At 71.5% G+C, this 21,406-nt stretch carries 23 protein-coding genes and 3 tRNA genes; 17 read left to right on the plus strand and 9 right to left on the minus strand.

All coding sequences use genetic code 11. The annotated features are described in order from the left end of the window. Window positions 1-9 precede the first annotated feature (9 nt). Window positions 10-228, minus strand: a complete 219-nt coding sequence (locus WBK50_RS01650) for a heavy-metal-associated domain-containing protein (RefSeq protein ID WP_341333906.1) — start codon at window positions 226-228, stop codon at window positions 10-12. A gap of 30 nt (window positions 229-258) precedes the next feature. Beyond that, a complete protein-coding gene (locus WBK50_RS01655; protein WP_297495410.1) occupies window positions 259-540 on the minus strand; it encodes a metal-sensitive transcriptional regulator in 282 nt (93 codons plus the stop codon). A gap of 294 nt (window positions 541-834) precedes the next feature. On the opposite strand from WBK50_RS01655, the gene WBK50_RS01660 reads away from it, so the two are divergent. From WBK50_RS01660 to WBK50_RS01675, 4 genes are all read left to right on the plus strand, one after another. Then, complete coding sequence (locus tag WBK50_RS01660) at window positions 835-1,080, plus strand: hypothetical protein (RefSeq protein WP_341333907.1); 246 nt, start codon at window positions 835-837, stop codon at window positions 1,078-1,080. A gap of 253 nt (window positions 1,081-1,333) precedes the next feature. Beyond that, window positions 1,334-1,406: transfer RNA gene (locus WBK50_RS01665), tRNA-Glu, on the plus strand. A gap of 22 nt (window positions 1,407-1,428) precedes the next feature. Then, a tRNA-Asp gene (locus tag WBK50_RS01670) sits at window positions 1,429-1,502 on the plus strand. A 38-nt stretch (window positions 1,503-1,540) separates the two neighbouring features. Further along, a tRNA-Phe gene (locus WBK50_RS01675) sits at window positions 1,541-1,614 on the plus strand. Between the two features lie 201 nt (window positions 1,615-1,815). Here WBK50_RS01675 and WBK50_RS01680 read toward each other — a convergent pair. Then, window positions 1,816-2,373, minus strand: coding sequence for a hydrolase (locus WBK50_RS01680; protein WP_341333908.1), 558 nt, complete (start codon window positions 2,371-2,373; stop codon window positions 1,816-1,818). After that, the gene (locus WBK50_RS01685; RefSeq protein ID WP_341333909.1) at window positions 2,310-2,639 is read right to left on the minus strand and encodes a hypothetical protein; all 330 of its coding nucleotides are present in this window, start codon (window positions 2,637-2,639) and stop codon (window positions 2,310-2,312) included. Before WBK50_RS01685 ends, WBK50_RS01680 begins: the two co-directional genes overlap by 64 nt. A gap of 436 nt (window positions 2,640-3,075) precedes the next feature. On the opposite strand from WBK50_RS01685, the gene WBK50_RS01690 reads away from it, so the two are divergent. After that, window positions 3,076-3,423 carry a hypothetical protein gene (locus tag WBK50_RS01690; protein WP_341333910.1) on the plus strand — a complete coding sequence of 116 codons (348 nt, stop codon included), beginning with the start codon at window positions 3,076-3,078 and terminating at the stop codon, window positions 3,421-3,423. Window positions 3,424-3,559: 136 nt separating this feature from the next. Here WBK50_RS01690 and WBK50_RS01695 read toward each other — a convergent pair whose 3' ends face one another. Together WBK50_RS01695 and WBK50_RS01700 are read right to left on the minus strand one after the other, a co-directional pair. Continuing rightward, a complete protein-coding gene (locus WBK50_RS01695) occupies window positions 3,560-4,561 on the minus strand; it encodes a sigma-70 family RNA polymerase sigma factor (protein ID WP_341333911.1) in 1,002 nt (333 codons plus the stop codon). A gap of 369 nt (window positions 4,562-4,930) precedes the next feature. Then, the gene (locus WBK50_RS01700) at window positions 4,931-5,764 is read right to left on the minus strand and encodes a mycofactocin-coupled SDR family oxidoreductase (RefSeq protein WP_341333912.1); all 834 of its coding nucleotides are present in this window, start codon (window positions 5,762-5,764) and stop codon (window positions 4,931-4,933) included. Window positions 5,765-5,891: 127 nt separating this feature from the next. Between WBK50_RS01700 and mftR the strand changes: the two genes are divergently transcribed. After that, window positions 5,892-6,542 carry a mycofactocin system transcriptional regulator gene (mftR, locus tag WBK50_RS01705; RefSeq protein WP_341333913.1) on the plus strand — a complete coding sequence of 217 codons (651 nt, stop codon included), beginning with the start codon at window positions 5,892-5,894 and terminating at the stop codon, window positions 6,540-6,542. Window positions 6,543-6,679: 137 nt separating this feature from the next. On the opposite strand, the gene WBK50_RS01710 is transcribed toward mftR, so the two are convergent. Then, on the minus strand, window positions 6,680-7,411 hold the full coding sequence (locus WBK50_RS01710) for a hypothetical protein (RefSeq protein ID WP_341333914.1): 732 nt from the start codon (window positions 7,409-7,411) through the stop codon (window positions 6,680-6,682). Window positions 7,412-7,926: 515 nt separating this feature from the next. Further along, window positions 7,927-8,868, minus strand: a complete 942-nt coding sequence (locus WBK50_RS01715; protein WP_445942203.1) for an acyl-CoA desaturase — start codon at window positions 8,866-8,868, stop codon at window positions 7,927-7,929. Window positions 8,869-9,294: 426 nt separating this feature from the next. Between WBK50_RS01715 and WBK50_RS01720 the strand changes: the two genes are divergently transcribed. Continuing rightward, window positions 9,295-9,498: a cold-shock protein gene (locus tag WBK50_RS01720; protein ID WP_297503176.1), complete on the plus strand. Its 204-nt coding sequence runs from the start codon at window positions 9,295-9,297 to the stop codon at window positions 9,496-9,498. Window positions 9,499-9,615: 117 nt separating this feature from the next. Here the strand turns inward: WBK50_RS01720 and WBK50_RS01725 are convergent, their stop codons facing one another. After that, window positions 9,616-10,527: an NAD-dependent epimerase/dehydratase family protein gene (locus tag WBK50_RS01725; RefSeq protein WP_341333915.1), complete on the minus strand. Its 912-nt coding sequence runs from the start codon at window positions 10,525-10,527 to the stop codon at window positions 9,616-9,618. Window positions 10,528-10,816: 289 nt separating this feature from the next. On the opposite strand from WBK50_RS01725, the gene WBK50_RS01730 reads away from it, so the two are divergent. The 10 genes from WBK50_RS01730 (at window position 10,817) to WBK50_RS01775 (ending at window position 21,403) form a co-directional block, all read left to right on the plus strand. Continuing rightward, the gene (locus tag WBK50_RS01730) at window positions 10,817-11,341 is read left to right on the plus strand and encodes a hypothetical protein (RefSeq protein ID WP_341333916.1); all 525 of its coding nucleotides are present in this window, start codon (window positions 10,817-10,819) and stop codon (window positions 11,339-11,341) included. A 363-nt stretch (window positions 11,342-11,704) separates the two neighbouring features. Beyond that, entirely contained in the window at window positions 11,705-13,048 is a 1,344-nt protein-coding gene (locus WBK50_RS01735; protein WP_445942204.1) for a DUF445 domain-containing protein, read from the plus strand. 60 nt (window positions 13,049-13,108) lie between these two features. Then, window positions 13,109-14,098: an ATP-binding cassette domain-containing protein gene (locus tag WBK50_RS01740; protein WP_341333917.1), complete on the plus strand. Its 990-nt coding sequence runs from the start codon at window positions 13,109-13,111 to the stop codon at window positions 14,096-14,098. Then, a complete protein-coding gene (locus WBK50_RS01745) occupies window positions 14,095-14,898 on the plus strand; it encodes an ABC transporter permease (protein ID WP_341333918.1) in 804 nt (267 codons plus the stop codon). Before WBK50_RS01740 ends, WBK50_RS01745 begins: the two co-directional genes overlap by 4 nt. A gap of 291 nt (window positions 14,899-15,189) precedes the next feature. Further along, complete coding sequence (locus tag WBK50_RS01750) at window positions 15,190-15,648, plus strand: helix-turn-helix domain-containing protein (RefSeq protein ID WP_341333919.1); 459 nt, start codon at window positions 15,190-15,192, stop codon at window positions 15,646-15,648. A gap of 5 nt (window positions 15,649-15,653) precedes the next feature. Next, a complete protein-coding gene (locus tag WBK50_RS01755; protein WP_341333920.1) occupies window positions 15,654-16,439 on the plus strand; it encodes a hypothetical protein in 786 nt (261 codons plus the stop codon). Between the two features lie 146 nt (window positions 16,440-16,585). Further along, the gene (locus tag WBK50_RS01760) at window positions 16,586-16,948 is read left to right on the plus strand and encodes a DUF2516 family protein (RefSeq protein WP_297503167.1); all 363 of its coding nucleotides are present in this window, start codon (window positions 16,586-16,588) and stop codon (window positions 16,946-16,948) included. Next, a complete protein-coding gene (locus tag WBK50_RS01765) occupies window positions 16,945-17,493 on the plus strand; it encodes a YbaK/EbsC family protein (protein WP_445942205.1) in 549 nt (182 codons plus the stop codon). Before WBK50_RS01760 ends, WBK50_RS01765 begins: the two co-directional genes overlap by 4 nt. An 89-nt stretch (window positions 17,494-17,582) precedes the next feature. Next, a complete protein-coding gene (gene lon / locus WBK50_RS01770) occupies window positions 17,583-19,883 on the plus strand; it encodes an endopeptidase La (protein WP_341333921.1) in 2,301 nt (766 codons plus the stop codon). Window positions 19,884-20,143: 260 nt separating this feature from the next. After that, window positions 20,144-21,403: an FAD-binding oxidoreductase gene (locus tag WBK50_RS01775; protein ID WP_341333922.1), complete on the plus strand. Its 1,260-nt coding sequence runs from the start codon at window positions 20,144-20,146 to the stop codon at window positions 21,401-21,403. Window positions 21,404-21,406 lie beyond the last annotated feature (3 nt).

Raw genomic sequence — 21,406 nt, forward strand, 5'->3', positions numbered from 1 at the left:
CGCCGGCGCTCAGACGAGCGTGTAGCCGGCCTCGACGACGGCCGCCTCGATCTCGTCCCGGCCGAGCTCGCGGTCCGCGGTGATCGTGACCGTGCCGGACTCCAGCTCGACGTCGACGCTCCGGACGCCGGCGACCTCGCCGACCTCCTCCTGCACGGAGGCGGTGCAGTGCCCGCAGGTCATGCCCGAGACGGTGACGGTGGTGCGGAAGGGGGTCTCGACGCTCATGGGAGAGCCTTTCTGGTCGGGATGGTTCGTTCAGGAACGGACGAGGCGCGCGATGGCGGCCGACGCCTCCTGGATCTTCGCCTCGCCACCGTCGCTGTCGTTCCGCGCCGCGTCGACGACGCAGCTGGACATGTGCTCGGAGAGCAGCTCGAGGGCGAAGGACTGCAGGGCTCGCGTGGCCGCGGAGACCTGGGTCAGGACGTCGATGCAGTAGACGTCGTCGGTCACCATGCGTTGCAGGCCCCGCACCTGCCCCTCGATCCGGCGCAGCCGCCGGAGGTGGGCCTCGCGATCGGGGGTGTAGCCGGGCATCGGGCCTCCATGGTGGGTCGCTCCAGGCCCGACGATACCCCAAGGGGGTACAGCGGGCGGTGGGCGCGGTATGCGCGAAACGTGCCCGAACGGTGACACAACGTTGTCGCCCTCACCCAGGAAGGGGCATGCGTCCGGGGCAGTGGATCGGTAACGTTCCGGTGACGGCCACGGGGGTGGCTGCACGGTGTGGCGATCTTCGACGCGCGGCGTCCGCAGACGGTGGACGGCCGTGCGGTTCGTCCTGCCCTCAGGCCCCCGGCTGCGGTCCGGCGACCTGACAGGGAGGCGTGGTTGAGCAGCATCGACAGCGTGCAGAGGAACGGCGGGCAGGCAGGGTTGGACGATCGGGGGGTTCCCGGCGCCATTCCGACGCCGCGGTCCGCGGCCGACGCGTACCGGGTCTCCGACGAGGACGTGCACCGTGCGCGGCTGGTGGTGGCCGAGAACTCCGAGGGCGGCGAGGATCTTCGGCAACTCCTCGACATGCTGGGGCTGATCTCCGCGAACCCGGACCAGCCGCCACCCGTCAGTCGCTGACGCCGCCGACACCACTTCGGCCCGCCCGGCAGGGGTGCCGCAGGTCACATGTGGCTTGAACGGGCTCCGAGCGGCCGAAACCGCCGGTGTGGACGCCCCGCACCGGCTGTGCCGGGGCCTCTCACCAGCGGTGATGCCGTTAGGGGAGGGGCGATTTGGGCGGCCGTGGGGGTGTGTCTTATGCTTTCGTAGCTCCCAACGGACAGCCGTTGGAGGTCATGGAAGAGCAACGGTTGACACCGGAGTTCAACCAGCCCCCATCGTCTAGCGGCCTAGGACTCCGCCCTTTCAAGGCGGCAGCGCGGGTTCGAATCCCGTTGGGGGTACGGTTACAAGGCTCCACAGCAAGGCCCAGTGGCGCAGTTGGTTAGCGCGTCGCCCTGTCACGGCGAAGGTCGCGGGTTCGAGTCCCGTCTGGGTCGCTCCACTCTCCGGGTTCCGGCGTCATGCCGGTCCGCCGGGCCAGGTAGCTCAGTTGGTACGAGCGTCCGCCTGAAAAGCGGAAGGTCGGCGGTTCGACCCCGCCCCTGGCCACACCTTCCCACCAGCCGAAACACCTGCGCTGGTCTTTTTCCTTTCCCCTCGCTGTCCACGAGGGTGTCGAGCGCGGCCCTGTCGTCGGCGCTCAACCGGCCGTCGAGACCGGATCGCATGCGCCACAGCGACGACGGGCAGCGCACCCATCTCCGCGCCACGAAGCCGTAGCGCCCCTGCTCCCCTCCTCGGTTCCGTCCGTCAGCCGAGAGGGTCGTTCTCACCGCTCACCCACGCGATGTACCTGTCCGCGGACCGGTGGACCGCATCCTTCGCGCCAGCGAGCACCGCGCGCCCCGCGAGGCCGTACATCCGGTCGAACTCGTAGGGCTCGAGCGCGTCGACGATCCGCCGCACCAGAGCGGGCGACAGCGGTATCCCGTTGGGGTAGCTCCGCAGGAACGTCACCCAGCCCGTCGCCGGCGTCGGCATGATCGAGTCCCCCACGAGCAGATCGCCCCGCCCGTCCGGGCTCGTCACGTGCGCCACGGCCGCCCCCGGGAAGTGGCCGCCGACCTCGATCAGCGTCACACCCGGCAGTACCGTCTCGACGCCGCGCCACTCCGTGATCACAGGGTCGTCGCGCTGCACCCACTCCCGGTCCGCGGAGTGGACGAGCACCGGGACGTCGCCGAAGCGACGGCTCCAGCCCACCTGACAGCCGAACATGTGCGGGTGGCTCGCCACCACGACGCTCAGTCCGCCGAGTCCCTCGATCTCCGCGACGACTCCGGTGCGAGGTGGTTCGGCGGATCCCACAGCAGGTTTCCGTCCGGCGTCCGGACGAGGTGCGACCACTGCCCGATCCCGAAGCTCGGCTGCCGGTGGAACCGGTGCAGGCCCGGCCGCAGCTCCTCGCTCTCCACGCGGTGCTCCTCGGCGTCCAGCTCGCCGGCGGTGGTCCAGTGCTGGCCGTCGACCGGGACCCACTGGCGGTCGTCGGCGCAGATCCGGCAGGTGCCGCTGGGCGGTCGGGCAGTGTCCGGGTGCTCGACGCCGCAGGTGCCGCAGATCCAGATCGTCACCGCGCCAGTCTCATCGCACGGACGGGGACGAGGTCAAGACGCCGAGCAGCGGACTGGGCGACGACCCGTCCGCGGCGCCTCCGCGGTCCGGATCGGACGGATCGTTGTCCACTCGGTCGTGCGGTCGGGACCGCCGGATCGAGGGACAGGTGTGACGGTGCGTAGTTCCAGAAAAGGATGCTCGGCCAAGCGGGTAGCGGTTCATCACAAAGAGTGACCACGAGCGGGTGAAAGGGGTCGATCACGACGACCACAGATGCCGTAACGGAGCAATATCCTTGCGGAGAGTAATTAGGTTAGCACGATAGTGGTAGATCGTTCGTTGTTTCGAGGGTGGGCTCGATAGCTTTTAGTCATCAGCGGGGTTCCCCAAGCCACACGCTGACACACACGATGGGTCCACCCGCGGGCCCAATCATGCAACAGGAGATGCACTGTGCTGAAGAAGGCCGGAATCGTCGTTGCCGCTGCTGCCGCCAGCCTCATGGCCGTCAGCCCCCTCGCCTTCGCCGGTGAGAAGAGCCACGGCAACGACTGGGGTCACAAGAGCGGGCAGTCCGAGCGCCAGGTCAACTCGATGAGCGACGAGAACGAGCAGGCGGGCCTGGTCAACGTGGGCGAGGTCAACGCCCTGAACAACCTCGCCGTCTGCTCGCCGATCAACGCCGCCGTTCCGGTGTCCGTCCTGGGCATCCTGGGCGGCAACCAGGGCGTCGACCAGAAGGCCGGCAACGTGGTCTGCGCCCCGGGCGACCGCCCGTCGCAGACCAACATCGACGACTGAGCAACGAGGTCATCCGACCGGGGATGACGTGCTGGGCCCGCACCACGGGCCCGGCACGTCCCCCCGGACGATTCTTCTCCGCAATTCCTGCGCCGATTCCGCGTGTCCGGAAATCGGCGCATCGCTGTGTCCGGGGTCAGGCTGCGGTATCCGGTTCGAGCCGGTCCGGCATTCCGAACAAGGCGAAGAGCTTCGTGTCGAGGAACGTGCTGATCCCGGTGATCCGCCCGCCTTCGATTCGCAGGACCTGCAGGCCCCACGGGAAGTGGTGGGTACCGTCCGCCGAAAGGCGGTACTGCGCGAAGGCCGGCGAGCCGTTGGCCGAGGTCGCGATCAGCCTCGATCCCTTGCACTCGAAGCCCGGACCGAGCATCCAGGCCGTGATGTTCTCCGCGCCGCGCAGCCAGAGTTCCAGCGGCGGCATGTTCTGCTCCGCGTCCTCGTGCAGCAGCGCGACGAGGGCCTCCATGTCGTAGCTCTCGAACGCCGCGACGTACTTGCCGAGCAGATCGACGTCCTCCTCGCTCGGCGTGGCGGGCTCGAGATCCGGCGCGATGCCGCGCTCCTCGAGCGTGGCCCGGGCCCGCTGCAGCGCGCTGTTCACCGACGCGACCGAGCTGCCCAGCAGCTCCGCCACCTCCGCCGCCTTCCAGCAGAGGACCTCGCGGAGGATCAGCACGACGCGCTGGCGGGCGGGCAGGTGCTGCAGCGCCGCGACGAACGCCAGCCGCACGGACTCCCGCGCCACCGCCGTCTCCGCCGGATCCGCCCCCGACGGCGCGATCCGCGCGTCCGGGATCGGCTCGAGCCAGGTGTCGTCAGGGAGGGGCTCCCGCAGGTTGTCCGCGACCGGCTCCGACGGCCCCCCGAAGTCCATCGGCACCGCGCGGCGCTTGCGGCCGTTCAGCGCGTCGATGCAGACGTTCGTGGCGATCCGGTAGAGCCAGGACCGTAGCGACGAGCGCCCGTCGAACTTCTCGAGCGCTCGCCACGCCCGGATCATCGTCTCCTGCACCGCGTCCTCGGCCTCGAACGAGGATCCGAGCATCCGGTAGCTGTAGCCCGTCAGCTCGGCTCGGTACCCCTCGAGCTGTGGTTCGAGTTCTTCGCGCCGCATTTCGGTGGCCGGTGCACTCATCAGTCCCCCAAGGGTTATCTGTGTCACACATCAGTGTGCCCGGCGCCACCGACAATTCGGAGCGCACTTCGGCGGTGAGTCGGGTTCGTGCGGCCGGCGGTGCCTGCGGGACGACGGGCCCGTGATCGGCCGCTGTTCCGCTCCGGACGTCCCCTTACCGGCCGCCGTCCGGGCGCTGACCTCGGGAGATGTGTCGTGCCGGTCCGGCGGGACGAGCTCGGCGGGCTGACCGTCGAGGACTGCACGGGCTCGCCGGCGCACGACTCGACGAGGACCGCTCGCGGCGCCACGATCCGCTCCGCTGGGACGACGCCACCGCCACTTCCGGTTGCTGTGGGACCTCGGGCCTGACCTCTGCCCGCCTGACCTCTACTTGACGGTGTAGCCCGCGTCGACGGGCAGCGTCACCCCGGTGATGTACCGGGCCTCGTCGGAGGCGAGGAAGAGGATGGCGTTGGAGATGTCGATCGGCTCCACCCACGGGACGGGCAGCGCGTTGGTCGAGGCGAAGACCGGCTCGGCGGTCTCCCGCGTCGGCTGCGGGTTCTCCGGGTCGAACAGACCCCAGGTCTTCTCGTTCTGGATCATGACGGTGTCCACGCCGGTCGGATGCACGCTGTTGACCCGGATGGAGTGCCGGGCGAACTCGTTCGCGAGCGTCCGCATGATCCCGACGACGCCGTGCTTGGCCGCGGTGTAGTGGATCGTGTTCGGCGTCCCCTTGAGCCCGGCCGTCGAGCTCGTGATGACGATCGAGCCGCCGCGACCGCCCTCGATCAGGTGCGGCAGCGCCGCGCGGCAGGTGTTCCAGACGCCGGTGAGGTTGATGTCGATCATCTCCCGCCACGCGTCGTCCGTGACCTCGAGCGCGGGCTGGATCTCGAAGACGCCGGCGTTGGCGCACACGATGTCCAGCCGGCCGAACTCGGCGACCCCGGCGTCGACGGCGTCGCGCAGCGCGGCGGAGTCCCGGACGTCCGCCTTGGTGGCCAGCACCCGCCGGTCCAGCTCCTCGACGAGGCGGACGGTCTCCGCGAGGTCCTCCTCGGTGGCCGGTGGGTACATCTCGATGCTCTTCACCGGCTCGCAGAGGTCCACCGCGATGATGTCCGCGCCTTCCGCGGCGAGGCGCAGCGCGTGGCTCCGTCCCTGGTTCCGCGCGGCGCCGGTGATGAAGGCGACTTTGCCGTCGACCCGTCCCATACAGACCTCCTGTTCGTCCGCGATCTGACCGGGAGGAACGTGGGATGCTGCACGGGTCCGACCGGACCGCCGCGGTGCCGTCCGGTCTTCGACGTTAACCGGTGATCGCACCGCGGAGGAAGGGACGATGTCCGAGGACGACACGGCCGTCACGGCGGACGAGCGGACGCACGAGGGCGACCACGCCCGGCGCGCGGGCCGGCGGCCCGTCACGTCGCGGCCGGAGATCGAGCACATCGCGCTGGAGCTGTTCACCGAACGCGGCTTCGACACCACGACCGTCGACGACATCGCGCACGCCGCCGGGATCGGCCGCCGGACCTTCTTCCGCTACTACGCCTCGAAGAACGACGTGCCCTGGGGTGCCTTCGACGAGCAGCTGTTGCGGATGCGGTCGACCTTCGCCGCTCTGGCGCCGGATCTGCCGGTGATGGCCGGGGTGCGCGAGGCGGTCCTGGACTTCAACGAGGTCGCGCCGGCGGAGCAGCCCTGGCACCGGCGGCGGCTCCGGCTGATCCTGGAGACGCCGACGCTGCAGGCCTACTCCACGTTGCGTTATGCGTCGTGGCGGCAGGTCGTCGCCGAGTACGTGGCCGGGCGGCTGGGCGAGCCGAGCACGGGGCTCGTCCCGCAGACGGTCGGGCACGCCAGCCTCGGCGTCGCCCTCGCGGCGTACGAGCACTGGCTCACCGCGGAGGGAACCGAGCTGCGAGATCTCCTCGACGACGTCTTTCGTGCCCTCGAGGGCGGCCTCGTGGTCTCCGGCGGGGACGGCTGATCCGTCGCCCACGGTGACCCCGGCCCGCGTCGAACGCTGCGGGTGGCCCGGCTCGCCGATCCGGCCGGCGCCGGGTGGAAGGCCCCGGCGCGATCCTCCACCGTGCGCCGGGGTCGGTCACCCGATTCTTCCGCCCGTCAGGCGGCGGGAACCGGCAGGGCCGGTGCGGGTACGGGTAGGGCCGGTGCGGGCAGGGCCGGTGCGGGCAGGGCTGCGGCCGGGCCCGGGAGTGCCGGGGCCGGGAGTGCGGGCGCAGGAACGGCGGGTGCGGCCGCGACGGGAGCGGGCAGGGCCGGGGCGGGAACTGCAGCTGCGGGGTCCGGGAGGGCCGGAGCCGGGAGGGCCGGAGCCGGGAGGGCCGGAGCCGGGAGGGCCGGAGCCGGGCCGGCGGGGACCGGCACGCCGGGGTCCGGGACGGCGGCCGCGGGGTCGGTGAGCGCAGGCAGAGCAGGGGCCGGCAGGGCCGGTGCCGCCACGCCGGGGTCCGGTACCGCGGCCGCGGGGTCCGGGAGCGCAGGTGCAGGCAGGGCAGGTGCAGGCAGGGCAGGTGCAGGCAGGGCAGGTGCAGGGAGCGCTGGTGCGGGCAGGGCAGGTGCAGGGAGCGCAGGCGCGGGCAGCGCGCCGGCCGGGTCCGGAGCCGCGGCAACGGGGTCCGGCGCCGACGGCAGCGGGAGCTGCTCCTGCGCCGCGGCCGGCAGGGCGTCCGCGGGGAGCGCCGCGACGACCGGTACCGCGGGTACGACGGGGACCGCCGCCGGGACCGGAACGAGGCCGCCGAGCACCGAGGGCAGCAGGGCCTGGACCGTGGCCAGCAGCCCGCCCAGCAGACCCCCGAGGGGCGTCACCGGCACGGCGGGCACAGCCGGCACGGCGGGTACCGCGGGGACGGGGAGTTGTCCTACGACGGGTGCGGCCGAGGCCGTCCCGCCGCCGAGGAGGGCGGCCGATCCGGCGACCGCGACGACGACGACCGACCGAGCCACTTTTCGTGTACGCACGAGGAGCCTCCAACGGTTCCGGATTCGACGTACGAGATCTTGCGGAGCGCCCTCTTCCCGCACCAGAGCCGGTTCAATCCCCCCTCTTCGGCGGAATTCCGGATCGTCACGCACCGCGACACCGCGCAGGCTTGAGCACCCGGACGGGGTCACCTGAAGGAGGGTCGACAGCGGTGGCTCACCCGGACGTGCCGTCGGCGCGCGCGATGGGGCGGTTCACCGGAACGACACGTCACCCGAGGGCGTACGACTTCGCCGTCGGCCACCCGTTCGGGCCGCTGGTGACCGCCCGTAGAGGATCTGCGCCCCGTTCGTCACCTTCCGTCACGCACGACGACGGGGCCCGGGCGCGGATGCCCGGGCCCCGTCGTCGAGGGGAAGGTGTGTCAGCGCGCCGCGAGGCGCTCCAGCCGCTTCGTGGTCGGCCAGCGCACCGAGTGCGCCCAGCCGAAGCGCTCGAAGAACCAGATGACCCGGGCCGAGATGTCGACCTGGCCGCGCTTCACGCCGTGCCGCGCGCACGTCGGGTCCGCGTGGTGCAGGTTGTGCCAGGACTCGCCGAAGGACAGGACGGCCAGCCACCAGACGTTGGCGGAGCGGTCCCGCGCGGCGAAGGGCCGGTCTCCCCAGATGTGGCAGACCGAGTTGATGCACCAGGTGACGTGGTGCAGCAGCGCCACGCGCACGAGGCCGGCCCAGAGGAACGCGGTGAGCGCGCCCTGCCAGGACCACGTGGCCAGGCCGCCGATCACCCCCGGCGTCACGATGCTGGCGATCGCGATCCACATGAAGCTGTCGTCCACCCGGACGATGTCCCGGTCGGCGAGCAGGTCCGGTGCGAAGCGCTCGGCGTTCGTCTTGTCCCGCTCGAGCAGCCAGCCCATGTGCGCGTGCCAGAAGCCGCGGACGAGTGCCAGCGGGCCGGTGCCGAAGAGCCACGGCGAGTGCGGGTCGCCCTCCTTGTCCGAGAAGGCGTGGTGGCGGCGGTGGTCGGCGACCCAGGAGACGACGCTGCCCTGCAGCGACATGCTGCCGGCCACGGCGAGCGCGATCCGCAGCGGACGCGAGGCCTTGAAGGAGCCGTGGGTGAAGTAGCGGTGCAGCCCGACGGTCACCCCCAGGCCGCTGACCACGTAGAAGCCCACGAACAGGCCGACGTCCACCCAGCCGAGTCCCCAGCCCCAGGTGAGCGGAACCGCGGCGACGAGCGCGAGCGGCGGGATCGCCATGAACGCGATGACGAGGACCTGCTCGAGCATCGTGCGCTGTCCGGCGGTGACCGGGGCGGCGGCGGGAGGGGGTGGACGTTCTTGGGTGACCGCGGGCATGCGTGACCTTCGTTCGCTGAGGGGAGGGGTGGGTCGTCCGGAGGGAGGAGACGGTCGTGACGGCACGGTCACGGACGGCGGCGACGCCGCGCGCGATACCCGATCCACCTCTACGACGACCACCGCGGGTAACGGTAGCGCAACGGCCAGGTCGCGGGGAGGTCGCGGCGTCGTGTCGCGATCTCGTGTCCGTCTCGGCACATGCCTTTCACGTCGCGGTGCGGCCGTCGTCACGTCGGGGTCTGGTAGCGTTCGAACCGGTTGCAGTCGTGTCTTCCTCGATCGCCGTGACAGCGTGCGTGCGAAGTGTGACAGCGGGCTCCGCGCGCGGTCCGAGGGTTCTCCTGTTCGGTGCGCGGCCTGTCCGCGCAGCCTCCGGTCGTCGCGATGTCGGCCGGATCCGTACCGTGTGTGGGAGAAAAAGCTATGCCGCAGGGCACCGTCAAGTGGTTCAACGCCGAGAAGGGCTTCGGCTTCATCGCCACCGACGACAACGGGCCGGACGTGTTCGTCCACTACTCGGCCATCCAGACCAACGGCTTCCGGACCCTGGAGGAGAACCAGCGCGTCTCCTTCGAGGCCAGCCAGGGCGCCAAGGGTCCGCAGGCCGACACCGTGACCCCGCTCTGACGAACCTTCCGGTTTACGACGAGCTTCCGCCCCTGTAAGCAAGGGGCGATCCGATGCCGGCGATCCTTCGGGGTCGCCGGCATCGGCACGTCCGGGGGCTGTCCGCAGGGCAGACCCTCACAGGTACCTCTTCAGCCAGTCCGCGGTGAGCGCCAGGCCCTCGTCGACGCCCCGGGGCGCGAATCCCAGCGCGCGGGCACCGGCGTCGTCCATGTGCACCGGCGGGAAGCCGCCGTAGACCTCCGAGCGTCTCGCGAAGGTCGGCGCGTCCGGTCCCAGGGCCGAACCGGGCGGCAGCGTCCGCACCCGGTGCGGGCTGCCCAGCAGTTCGGCGGCCGTGTTCACCACCCGTCCGAACGGCGCGACCTCGCCGCACAGCACGTACCGTTTCCCGGCGCCCCCGTCGTCGAGCACGCGCAGCAGGCCCTCGGCGACGTCGGTCACCTGCACCCAGCCCATCGGCGCGTCGACGACCGTCGTGATCGTGCCGCGCGCCGCCTCCAGGAAGAGCCCGTTGTAGCTGAACGGCCCCCGGGGGCTCGGGCCGTAGATGCTGACGGGACAGGCGATCGAGACGGACAGGTCGTCGGCGGCGAGGACCAGTGCGTCCGCCTCCGCCTTGCTCGCGGAGTAGGGGTCGTCGAGCGCCGCGGGCGCGACGGGCTCCTCGGCGACGAGACCGGTGGCATCCATCACGGCCGCGCTGCTCGACGTCTGCACGAATCGCGGGACGCCCGCCTCGCGGGCCGCGGCGAGGATCGCCCGGGTCCCCTCCAGGTTCGCGTGCCGCACCTGCTCCGGCGTCCCGCCGACCGTCCCGGCGAGATGCAGGACCGCGGTGCAGTCGTCGACGGCCTTCACGAGGTCGTCCGAGTCCAGGTCCCCGGCGACGACCTCGACGCCCGCGGGAAGCAGCTCGGCGGCCCGTCCCGGATTCCGCACCAGGGCCCGCACCGGTCGTGACCTGCGCACGAGCAGGTCGACGAGCACGCTCCCGAGATATCCGGTGGCTCCGGTGACGAACAGCATCGGAACATCATCCACCGCTCGTCCGCGGGACGGGCGGTCGCCGGCGGGGCCCGGATCAGGGCGTTCGCCGCCCGGCGGCCGCCCGTCCCGGTCCGGGAACCGGTGAGCCGTCGGTCACCGGTCGGCCGGCCACCGTTCGTCGGGCCGTTCTCCATTCGTCTCCTCGTCACGTGCGGTCACCGCCGGACACCCCCGGGTGGACACCTGGAGGCTCTCAGGGGGTGTTTCATCTCATGTGTGAAGGGGCGCCGACGACGGCGCACCGGCGGGCGAATCAAGGAGGTCGGCGATGTCGTGGTGGGACAGCTACCGGGCCGTCTACGGCGCGGAGCTGAGGGCTGCCGCGCGTGAGTACGTCGACCACGGGTGGCCGTTGGTCCCCGGGCCGGGTGCGGACGTGCTCCTCGACACGGGGTCCGTCCTCGACATCGTGGAGGTGCCGGCCGAGGTCGGGCGTACCGTCTGCGCCACCCTGCGTGACCAGGGCCAGGTGGTCCCGGTCGCCGCGACGCCGCGCGACACGTGGTGGTTCCCGATGACCCCGAACCACGCCCTCCCGGCCGAGCTCAGCCTGCACACGGACGTCGTGCTGCACACCGACGGCATCGGGGTCCTCGCCCCGCCGACGGAGCGGCCGGACGGCTGGGTGCACTGGCGGGTCGCCCCGGGCCTGGTCGGCTACCGGGTGCCCGACGCAGACGTGATCATCGAGGCCGTGACCGCCGCCGTCCGGCGGCGGGCGGTGAACGACGACGAGCAGCCGGGTGCCCAGCGGCCCGCCGAGGCCGTCGTCGCCGGAGTGCGCAGGGCCTGACCCTGCGCCGGCGCGTCCGGCTCGTCGTCCGCGATCCCGCGGGGCATCGCCCCGCGCCGGACGACCCGGACGCACCTGGTGCGGCTCGGCGGCGGGGAGCACTTCTCCCCGAGCCTGGCAGCCGCACCCCGAACATGGCCGGGGCCGACGGAACACCGTCGGTCCCGGCCAGAACCATCTCCGGGCTCGTCCCGAGGGCGTCCCGGCCGGGGCGTGGGGGCAGCACACCCCGGCCGTTCGCGGCGGGGCGGCCCCGCGCGAGGGACCGGCGGACGGGTGGTCGCACCGCACGCGCGCCGGTGCTCGACCCGGGCCCGGCCGGTCCGGACGACGAGTGTTCGCACGGGCAGGCACTATGGGTTCGTGTCCCTCTCCGACCGCACCGACGTCGTCCCCGTGACCGAGCCCCCCGGACCGCGGCGTGGGACGCGGCCGTCCGTCCCGCTCGGTGCCTTCGGCCCGGTCGACGAGGAGATCAAGCGCCGCGATCTCCGGAAGATGAAGATGGTCGCCACCGGGTTCCTGCTCGGCGCGACGGTGCTGTTCCTCGTCATGCGCTACCTGGAGCAGATCCAGGGCCAGGCGTGGGCCGGCTACGTCCGGGCCGCGGCCGAGGCCGGCATGGTCGGTGCGCTGGCGGACTGGTTCGCCGTCACCGCGCTGTTCCGGCATCCGCTGGGGATCCCGATCCCGCACACGGCGATCATCCCGCGCAAGAAGGACACCATCGGCGATAGCCTCGGGGACTTCGTCGGCGAGAACTTCCTGTCCGAGGACGTCGTGCGGGACAAGCTCCGGCGCGTCGAGGTGTCCTCGCGGGTCGGCGCCTGGATCGGCCAGGAGGCGAACGCGGACCGCATCACCGCGGAGCTCGCGACGGCCGCGCGCGGTGTCGTCACCGTCCTGCGGGACGACGACGTGCAGGAGATCATCGAGCAGATCCTGGTCCGCAAGATCCTGGAGAAGGAGGTCGGGCCGCCGCTGGGCAAGATCCTCGAGGGGATCCTCGCCGACGGGGCGCACCGGCGGCTCGTCGACCTCGTGTGCGACCGTGCCTACGACTGGGTCACCGACAACCAGGAGATGGTCCTGCGGGTCGTGCACGAGCGCGCGCCCATGTGGACGCCGCGGTTCGTCGACGACATGGTCGCGGACAAGCTGTTCAACGAGGTCCGCTCCTACGCCTGGGCGGTCAAGACGGACCCCGAGCACCCGCTGCGGCACGCCGTGGACCGCTTCCTCAGCGAGTTCGCCGGAGACCTGCAGATGGACCCGGCGACCATCGCCCGTGCCGAGCAGGTCAAGCAGCAGGTCATCGAGCACCCCGAGGTGCAGAAGTTCATCGGGCAGGCCTGGGGCGTCGTCAAGGGCATGATCCTCGACGCCGCGGCGGACCCGTCGAGCGCGCTGCGGCTGCGGGTCCGGGACGGCCTGATGAGCTTCGGCGCCCGGCTCACCCACGACGCGGAGCTGCGCGGGAAGCTCGACGGCTGGCTCGCGGACGCGGCGGGCTACGTCGTGCGGCACTACCGCCACGAGATCACCACGCTGATCACCGACACCGTCGCGAAGTGGGACGCCGCGGAGACCTCGCGCAAGATCGAGCTCCAGGTCGGGCGGGACCTCCAGTTCATCCGGATCAACGGCACGGTCGTCGGCGCGCTCGCCGGGCTGGTCATCTACACGGTCTCGGAGCTGCTGTTCTGAGCTGCGCCGGAGGCGCAAATCGGGCGAAAAGTGTCGGGGGCCCGCTCTAGTCTCCGCGATATGACATCGACCGTGGCGGTCCGCGCCGAGGGCCTCGTGAAGACGTTCGGCTCCACGCGCGCGCTCGACGGCGTGGACCTGGAGATCCCGGCCGGGACGATCCTCGGCCTGCTCGGACCCAACGGCGCCGGCAAGACCACGACGGTCCGGGTGCTCACCACGCTGCTCCGGCCGGACGCGGGCCGGGCCTGGGTCGCCGGGCACGACGTGGTCGCGGAGCCGCAGGCGGTGCGGCGGGCGATCGGGCTGTCCGGCCAGTACGCCGCGGTGGACGAGAACCTCACCGGCTTCGAGAACCTGTACCTCGTCGGCCGGCTCTACGGGATGCGCCGCAGACCGGCCCGCGAGCGGGCGCGAGAGCTGCTCGAGCGGTTCAACCTGCAGGAGGCGGCCGAGCGGCCGTCGAAGACGTACTCGGGCGGGATGCGCCGCCGCCTGGACCTCGCGGGCGCGCTGGTCGCGCAGCCGCCCGTCGTCGTGCTGGACGAGCCCACCACCGGGCTGGACCCGCGCGGCCGGCTGGACACCTGGTCGATGATCTCCGAGCTCGTCGCCGACGGGGCCACGGTGCTGCTCACCACGCAGTACCTGGAGGAGGCGGACCAGCTCGCGGACAGCATCGTCGTGATCGACAAGGGCCGGGCGATCGCGCGCGGCACGGCGGACGAGCTGAAGAACCGGGTCGGCGGGGAGAGGCTGCAGCTCGTCGTCGCGGACGCGGACCAGCTGCCGGCGGCGCGGACCGTGCTCGCCGAGGTCGGGTCGGGGGAGCCGGTCGTCGACGAGAACCTGAGACGGCTGTCCGTCCCGGTCGACGGCGGGACGAAGGCACTGGTCGAGGTGCTGCGCCGCTACGACGGCGAGGACATCGAGGTGCAGGACGTCGCGCTGCAGCGCCCCACGCTCGACGACGTGTTCCTCAGCCTCACCGGCCGGACCGCCGAGGACACGGACGACGCCCCCGGCGCGGACCCGAAGGAGAAGAAGTGAACCCCGTGTCGCAGGCCGTCCGGGACGGCAGCATCGTCACCTGGCGGAACCTGGTCGGGATGAAGCGCGTCCCGGACGCGCTGATCGGCCTGACCGTGCAGCCGATCATGTTCGTACTGCTCTTCGCGCTGGTGTTCGCCGGCAGCCTCGGCGGGGACACCTACCGGGAGTTCCTGATCGCCGGGATCTTCGCCCAGACCGTCGCGTTCAACGTCTTCTTCACGACGATCGGGATGGCGAACGACCTGGGCAAGGGCGTGATCGACCGGTTCCGGTCGCTGCCCATGTCCCGGGTGGCGGTGGTGCTCGGGCGGACCACGGCGGACCTGGGCGTCGGGGTGATCACGCTGATCGTCATGGCGCTCACCGGGCTGGTCGTCGGCTGGCGGATCCGGGGGAGCTGGCTGGACGCGCTGGCCGGCTTCGGGCTGCTCCTGCTGTTCTCCTTCGCGATGTCCTGGATCGGTGTGTTCGTGGGGCTGGTCGCTCGGAACGTGGAGGTCGCGCAGAGCGTCGGGCTGCTCTGGCTCTTCCCGTTCACGTTCCTGTCCAGCGCGTTCGTCTCGGTCCAGGGGTTCCCGGGCTGGCTGCAGCCGGTGGGCGAGTGGAACCCGGTGAGCGCGGTGGCGCGGGCGTCACGGGTGCTGTTCGGCAACCCGACCCAGCTGCCGGGCTTCCCGGAGTCCACGGCCTGGCCGGCGCAGAACGCCGTCCTCTATGCCGTGCTGTCGTCGCTCGTGATCGTCGCGGTCTTCCTGCCGCTCGCGGTCGCTCGCTACCGCCACGTGGCGAGCAGGTAACCCCACCACTCGCGTCGTGGAGGCACAACCAAGCTCGACTGCCCCATGAGAGGGCGGCTCCTACGGCCAGGCCCGGCCCCACCGCCCACCGGGCCGGCGCACCGATCGTCCCGCCCGCGGCCACCGCGACGGACGGCCGGGAGCTGGCCGGACAGGGTTGCGGGCACGGCCCAGACCCCACGGGTGCGGTGATCGGGACGTGGCGCAGCCCACGCGACCAGCGCAAGCATTCCGCTTGCAACAGCTAGCACTCGTGCGTACGGTCGGTGGCGTGCGAGGAGGTGAATGCAGATGACTGAAGACTCGAAGAGTGACGGCACCACCGAACGCGTCGGCCAGGCGGTCGAGCAGGTCGGTCAGGCCGTCGGCCAGGCGGTCGACGACATCGGCTCCTACATCCGGGCCCAGCGGGAGACCGCCCAGGTCAGCCTGCGTCAGCTCGCCCGGACCGCCGGCGTGAGCAATCCCTACCTCAGCCAGATCGAGCGGGGGCTGCGCAAGCCGTCGGCCGAGATCCTGCAGCAGATCGCCAAGGGGCTCCGGATCTCCGCCGAGGCGCTCTACGTCAAGGCCGGGATCCTCGAGGAGAGGCCGCTGAGCGTGGTCACGGACGCGGTCCTGTCCGACGTCACGCTGACCGAGCGGCAGAAGCAGGTCCTGCTCGACATCTACCAGTCCTTCCGCCGCGAGAACGACCTACCGGCCGACCCCGGCGAACCAGCAGTTCCGACACCAGAACAGGGGAAGTGATCACCATGCCCGTTTCGCTGCCGACCGCCGCGGACGTCCGCAGGGTCCGTGAGCAGGCCGCCAAGAACGTCTCCGAGCAGGCCGGCGTCGTCAAGACCCCGCTGCTCGCAGTGCTCGGCGCCGGCGACCACGCCGTGAGCACCCTGCTCGGTGCCTACAGCACCGCCCGTACCCGGACGACCGAGCAGGTCGGGGCCGCGCAGCAGCGCGCCGCCGAGCTGCCCACCGAGCTCGCCGAGCTGCGTGGCAAGCTCAGCACCGACGAGCTGCGCAAGCTGGTCGACGAGCTGCGCGCCCAGGCCGAGAGGTACTACTCCGGCCTCGCGAAGCATGGCGAGACCACCTGGAGCAAGATCCGGCAGCAGCCGCAGGTCAAGCAGGCCTTCAGCTCCGTCGAGTCGCTCACCGAGACCTTCGACGCCCGGCTGGACGGCTTCGTCGACGACGCGCACGACGCGGCGGAGAAGGCGCTGTCCACCGTGACCCGGCAGACCCGTTCCGCCGGCGAGAAGGTCGCCCAGCGGACGCAGAAGTTCGCCGAGGAGGTCGCCGAGGAGGTCACCGAGGCGACGTCCGACGCCGGCGCCAAGCTGACCTCCGTGGGTGAGGACACCGCCGCGAAGATCGACGAGGCGGGTGACGACGCCGCCGCCACCACGCGCAGCACCACGCGCAAGGCCGCGAACCGCACCGCCCCGAAGACGACACCGAAGACCGCGACCCGCAAGCCGGCCGCGCGTCGTACCGGTACCAACGGCACGAACGACACGAACGGCACCGCCAAGAGCTGATCACCCCGGTTCGCCCCGACGGCCCCGGAGCCTCCCGCTCCGGGGCCGTCGTCGTGCCCGGCCGGCCGGGACGCGACCGCACGATGTTCATGAACGGTCACGGGGCAGGAGTGTCGGGAACCCACCTGCGCACGTAGTCTGGGCAGGTGAACCTGCTAGCGAACCTCGATTCCCTGGTGCTGGCCGTCATCGGCATCGTGGTCGCAGTGGTGTCGGGGTACGCGTTCGTCCACGTCGTGCGGCAGCGCGCGGACGCGTTCCAGGCAGCCGGGAAGCTGACGAAGAACGCCTGGCTCGGCATCACCGGGGCGTCCGGATTGTTCCTGCTGCTCATCCCGGTCTTCCGGGTCGTCTACAGCCCCAGCTTCGCGGGCATCCTCGCGGCCTTCCAGGGGCTGCGCAGCGAGTTCACGCTGTTCTGGCTGGCCGGCCTCGTGGCCACGCTCGTGTACGTCGTCGACGTGAAGCCCGCCGTCGTCGGGGTGCAGCGAGGTGACCAGCGCTGGTGACCTGGTCCGTCCTCGGCACCCTGCGCGCGGTGCCCGCACTCGACCGCCCGGACCTGCTGGCCGAACCGGTCGCCAAGGCTCTCGCCGCCCTGGACGACGCGAGCGGCGTGGGTGTGGCGGAGATCGATCCCGACCTGGCGGACACCGCCGCCTTCTGCACCGCCTACTCCTTGCCGCCGGAGTCGTCGGCGAACTGCGTCGTCGTCTCCGGGAAGCGCGGCGGCGAGGTGCGCTACGCCGGGTGCCTGGTCCTCGCGACGACCCGCGCGGACGTCAACGGCGTCGTGCGCAGGAAGCTGGACGTCCGGAAGGCCTCGTTCGCGCCGATGGCCGAGGCCGTCGAGCTCACGGGCATGGAGTACGGCGGGATCACCCCGCTCGGCCTGCCCGCGGACTGGCCGCTGCTGATCTCGCCGGAGGTCGCCGCCGCGGAGGCGGTCGTGGTCGGGAGCGGGATCCGCGGGTCGAAGCTCGCCGTGCCCGGCTCGGTACTGGCCGCGCTGCCCGGCGCCGAGGTCGTCGAGGGTCTCGCCCGACCTGCTTGAGTCCATCCCGCTCAAGGTTCCTGCGTTCACCCACAGCACAAATACTTGAGCGTTGGAATGTCTCTTGCGGTGTAAGCGTTGTGCAGGACATGACACAGACGCTGAAGCTGCCGGTGCTTCCGCTGACCGACTCGGTGGTGCTGCCCGGCATGGTGGTCCCCGTCCGTCTCGACGCGCCGGAGGTTCAGGCTGCGGTTGACGCCGCAGAAGGCAAGAAGGTCCTGGTCGTCCCCCGGCTCGACGGGAAGTACGCCGCGATCGGTGTGGTCGCGGTGCTCGAACAGATCGGCAGGCTCCCGAGTGGGGAGCGCGCCGCCGTGGTCCGCGGTGAAGGACGTGCACGTATCGGCTCGGGTGTGACCGGGCCGGGGTCCGCCCTGTGGGTCGAGGCGGAGACGGTGGACGAGAGCCCCGTCACCGGCCGCACCCAGGAGCTGGCCAAGGAGTACAAGGCGCTGGTCGTCTCGATCCTGCAGCAGCGGGGCGCCTGGCAGATCATCGACGGGGTCCAGCAGATCACCGACCCCTCGGAGCTGGCCGACACGGCCGGCTGGAACGCCTGGCTCGACACCGAGCACAAGGCGCAGCTGCTCGCCGAGACCGACGTGACCCGCCGGCTCGAGCTGCTCCTGGAGTGGACGAAGGCGCACGTCGCCGAGCAGGAGGTCTCCGAGAAGATCTCGAACGACGTCCGCGAGGGCATGGAGAAGCAGCAGCGTGAGTTCCTGCTGCGCCAGCAGCTCGCGGCCATCCGCAAGGAGCTGGGCGACGACGACCCCGAGGGCGAGGCGGACTACCGCGCTCGCGTCGAGGCCGCCGACCTGCCCGAGCACGTCCGCAAGGCCGCGCTGACCGAGGTCGGCAAGCTGGAGCGGGCGTCGGACCAGAGCCCGGAGTCGGGCTGGATCCGCACCTGGCTGGACACGGTCCTGGACATCCCGTGGAGCGAGACCACCGTCGACACCGACGACCTGGTCGCCGCCCGCGCGATCCTGGATGCGGACCACGCCGGACTCGACGACGTCAAGGAGCGTCTGATCGAGTTCCTGGCCGTCCGGTCCCGCCGCAACCGCAAGGGCCTGGAGACCGTCGGTGGGCGGGGCTCGGGTGCCGTGCTCGCGCTCGTCGGGCCTCCCGGCGTCGGCAAGACGTCCCTGGGTGAGTCCGTGGCGCACGCGCTCGGCCGCAAGTTCGTCCGCGTCGCCCTCGGCGGTGTGCGGGACGAGGCGGAGATCCGCGGGCACCGGCGCACCTACGTCGGGGCGCTTCCCGGCCGGATCGTCCGAGCCATCCGCGAGGCCGGTTCGATGAACCCGGTCGTGCTGCTGGACGAGATCGACAAGGTCGGCAGCGACTACCGGGGCGACCCCTCGGCCGCGCTGCTGGAGGTGCTGGACCCGGCGCAGAACCACACGTTCCGCGACCACTACCTCGAGGTCGACCTGGACCTGTCGAACGTCCTGTTCCTGGCCACCGCGAACGTCCACGACACCATCCCCGGCCCGCTCGCGGACCGTATGGAGATCGTGACGCTCGACGGCTACACCGAGGCCGAGAAGATCGCGATCGCGCGTGACCACCTGCTGCCGCGGCAGATCGAGAAGGCCGGTCTGGAGACCTCCGACGTGGAGTTCTCCGAGGTCGCGCTGGGCATGATCGCCGCCGAGTACACCCGCGAGGCGGGCGTGCGGCAGCTGGAGCGGGGCCTGGCGAAGGTCCTGCGGAAGGCCGCCGTCGCGCTGGACTCCGGCACCGAGGCGCCGATCCACGTCGACGCCCAGACCCTGGTCAAGTACCTCGGGCGGCCGCGGTTCACCCCGGAGTCCGCGGAGCGCACGTCGGTTCCCGGCGTCGCCACCGGGCTGGCCGTGACCGGAGCGGGCGGTGACGTCCTCTTCATCGAGGCCACGGCGATGGACGGCGACCCGGGTCTGACGATCACCGGGCAGCTGGGCGAGGTCATGACCGAGTCCGTCTCGATCGCGCTCTCGTACCTGCGGTCCCGTGGGCTCGCCGGCGACCTGGCGTCGAAGAAGCTGCACGTCCACGTGCCGGCCGGCGCGGTCCCGAAGGACGGGCCGAGCGCGGGCGTCACGATGACGACGGCGCTGGCGTCGCTCGCGTCGGGGCGTCCGGTGAAGTCGTCGGTCGGGATGACCGGCGAGGTCACGCTGCAGGGCAAGGTCCTGCCGATCGGCGGGGTCAAGCAGAAGCTGCTGGCCGCCCACCGTGCCGGACTGACGGACGTGATCATCCCGAAGCGCAACGAGCCCGACCTCGACGACCTGCCGGAGTCGGTGCGCGGTGAGCTGCGGGTCCACCCCGTGGCGGACGTCGCGGAGGTCCTGGAGCTGGCCCTGGAGCCGGCGCAGGAGCACGCCGCGGCCTGACCGCCTGATCTCATGAACGGCACTCTCGTGCGGACCTACCGCACGAGGGTGCCGTTCGTCGTATCCGGGCCGATCGGCCTGCGTCCGCGGAAGAGCACGCGGCGGCCGTCGCACCCCGCCACCCTGGGGGATCTGCGGCTGAGAGCCTCTACCTCGACGAACTGCCCGATCGACCGCGGCGGGCCCGCCCGCCGCGCCATTTGTGGTGTATCTCACTTTTGCTGATGCTTCTCTGCCTACTATCCGACAGAGGAGGAGTCATGACCAGCATGGCGCGGTACGACGTCGACGGGTTGCGGGGTGCGATGACCGGCGTCGTCGTCCTGCCCGGTGAAGCGGGCTTCGACGACGCCCGGTCGATCTGGAACGGCGCGATCGACCGCAAGCCGGCACTGATCGCACGATGCCGGACCGCGGGCGACGTGGCCGCCGCCGTCACCTTCGGCCGCGACAACAGCCTGGAGATCGCCGTCCGCGGAGGCGGACACGGCTTCGCCGGGACGGCGGTCTGTGACGACGGGCTCATGATCGACCTCTCGCTCCTGAACGGCGTGCGGGTCCACCCGGACGAACGCAGGGCGGTCGTCGGGGGCGGGGCGACCCTGGCGGACCTCGACGCCGCCACCCAGGCCCACGGTCTCGCCGTGACCGGCGGGGTCATCAGCCACACCGGCGTCGGCGGGCTGACCCTCGGTGGTGGCATGGGCTGGCTGACGGGGCGCTGCGGGCTCAGTCTCGACAACCTGGTCGGGGCACAGGTGGTGCTGGCCGACGGCCGCATCGTCCACGCCGCGGAGCGCGACCATGCCGACCTGTTCTGGGCACTACGCGGTGGCGGCGGCAACTTCGGCGTCGTCACCGAGTTCGAGTTCGCCCTGCACGAGGTCGGCCCGGAGGTGCATCTCGGGCTGCTGTTCTGGGGTCTCGATCAGGGCCGTGAGGCGCTCCGGGCGTGCCGGGACTCCATCCCTGGTCTGCCCGAGACCAGCGGCGTGCTCATCGCGGCGGCGATGGACGCGCCTGCGGCGCCGTTCGTCCCGCCGGAGCACCACTTCGCACCCGGTCACGCGCTGATGGTCGTCGGGTTCGACGGCGCGGAGGAGCACGACCGCTCGCTCGACGCCGTCCGCCGGGCATGCCCGCCGCTGTTCGAGTTCGTGACTCCCCTCCCGTACGTCGCGCTGCAGGGCATGCTGGACGACAGCGCACCGTGGGGGATTGGCGGCTACGAGAAGGCGCTCTACCTCGACGACCTGACGGATGACGCCGTCGACGTCCTCGCCACGCGAGCCGGGGAGAAGCGCTCGCCCCTGAGCTTCGCCCCCATCTTCGTGCTGGACGGCGCCTATGCGCGGGTCGGCGACGACGACACCGCGTACGGGGGCCGGCGAAGGCGGCAGTACGTCGTCAACCTCGCAGCGGTCGGCCCGGACCTCGCCGCACCGGCGGTCGACCGCGACTGGGTTCGGTCCCTCTGGGACGAGCTCAGGCCGCTGGCCGAAGACGGGGAGGCTACGTGAACT

This window comes from Pseudonocardia sp. T1-2H (assembly GCF_038039215.1).
Taxonomy (GTDB): Bacteria; Actinomycetota; Actinomycetes; order Mycobacteriales; family Pseudonocardiaceae; genus Pseudonocardia.

Bases quoted from the DNA above. Each gene is read 5' to 3' on its own strand.
- WBK50_RS01700 (WP_341333912.1), bottom strand. From the start codon at position 5,764: ATGGGACGGGTCGACGGCAAAGTCGCCTTCATCACCGGCGCCGCGCGG.
- WBK50_RS01755 (WP_341333920.1), top strand. From the start codon at position 15,654: ATGCCCGTTTCGCTGCCGACCGCCGCGGACGTCCGCAGGGTCCGTGAG.
- WBK50_RS01650 (WP_341333906.1), bottom strand. From the start codon at position 228: ATGAGCGTCGAGACCCCCTTCCGCACCACCGTCACCGTCTCGGGCATG.
- WBK50_RS01695 (WP_341333911.1), bottom strand. From the start codon at position 4,561: ATGAGTGCACCGGCCACCGAAATGCGGCGCGAAGAACTCGAACCACAG.
- WBK50_RS01655 (WP_297495410.1), bottom strand. From the start codon at position 540: ATGCCCGGCTACACCCCCGATCGCGAGGCCCACCTCCGGCGGCTGCGC.
- WBK50_RS01775 (WP_341333922.1), top strand. From the start codon at position 20,144: ATGACCAGCATGGCGCGGTACGACGTCGACGGGTTGCGGGGTGCGATG.
- WBK50_RS01740 (WP_341333917.1), top strand. From the start codon at position 13,109: ATGACATCGACCGTGGCGGTCCGCGCCGAGGGCCTCGTGAAGACGTTC.
- WBK50_RS01720 (WP_297503176.1), top strand. From the start codon at position 9,295: ATGCCGCAGGGCACCGTCAAGTGGTTCAACGCCGAGAAGGGCTTCGGC.
- WBK50_RS01725 (WP_341333915.1), bottom strand. From the start codon at position 10,527: ATGCTGTTCGTCACCGGAGCCACCGGATATCTCGGGAGCGTGCTCGTC.
- mftR (WP_341333913.1), top strand. From the start codon at position 5,892: ATGTCCGAGGACGACACGGCCGTCACGGCGGACGAGCGGACGCACGAG.
- WBK50_RS01715 (WP_445942203.1), bottom strand. From the start codon at position 8,868: ATGCCCGCGGTCACCCAAGAACGTCCACCCCCTCCCGCCGCCGCCCCG.
- lon (WP_341333921.1), top strand. From the start codon at position 17,583: ATGACACAGACGCTGAAGCTGCCGGTGCTTCCGCTGACCGACTCGGTG.
- WBK50_RS01730 (WP_341333916.1), top strand. From the start codon at position 10,817: ATGTCGTGGTGGGACAGCTACCGGGCCGTCTACGGCGCGGAGCTGAGG.
- WBK50_RS01750 (WP_341333919.1), top strand. From the start codon at position 15,190: ATGACTGAAGACTCGAAGAGTGACGGCACCACCGAACGCGTCGGCCAG.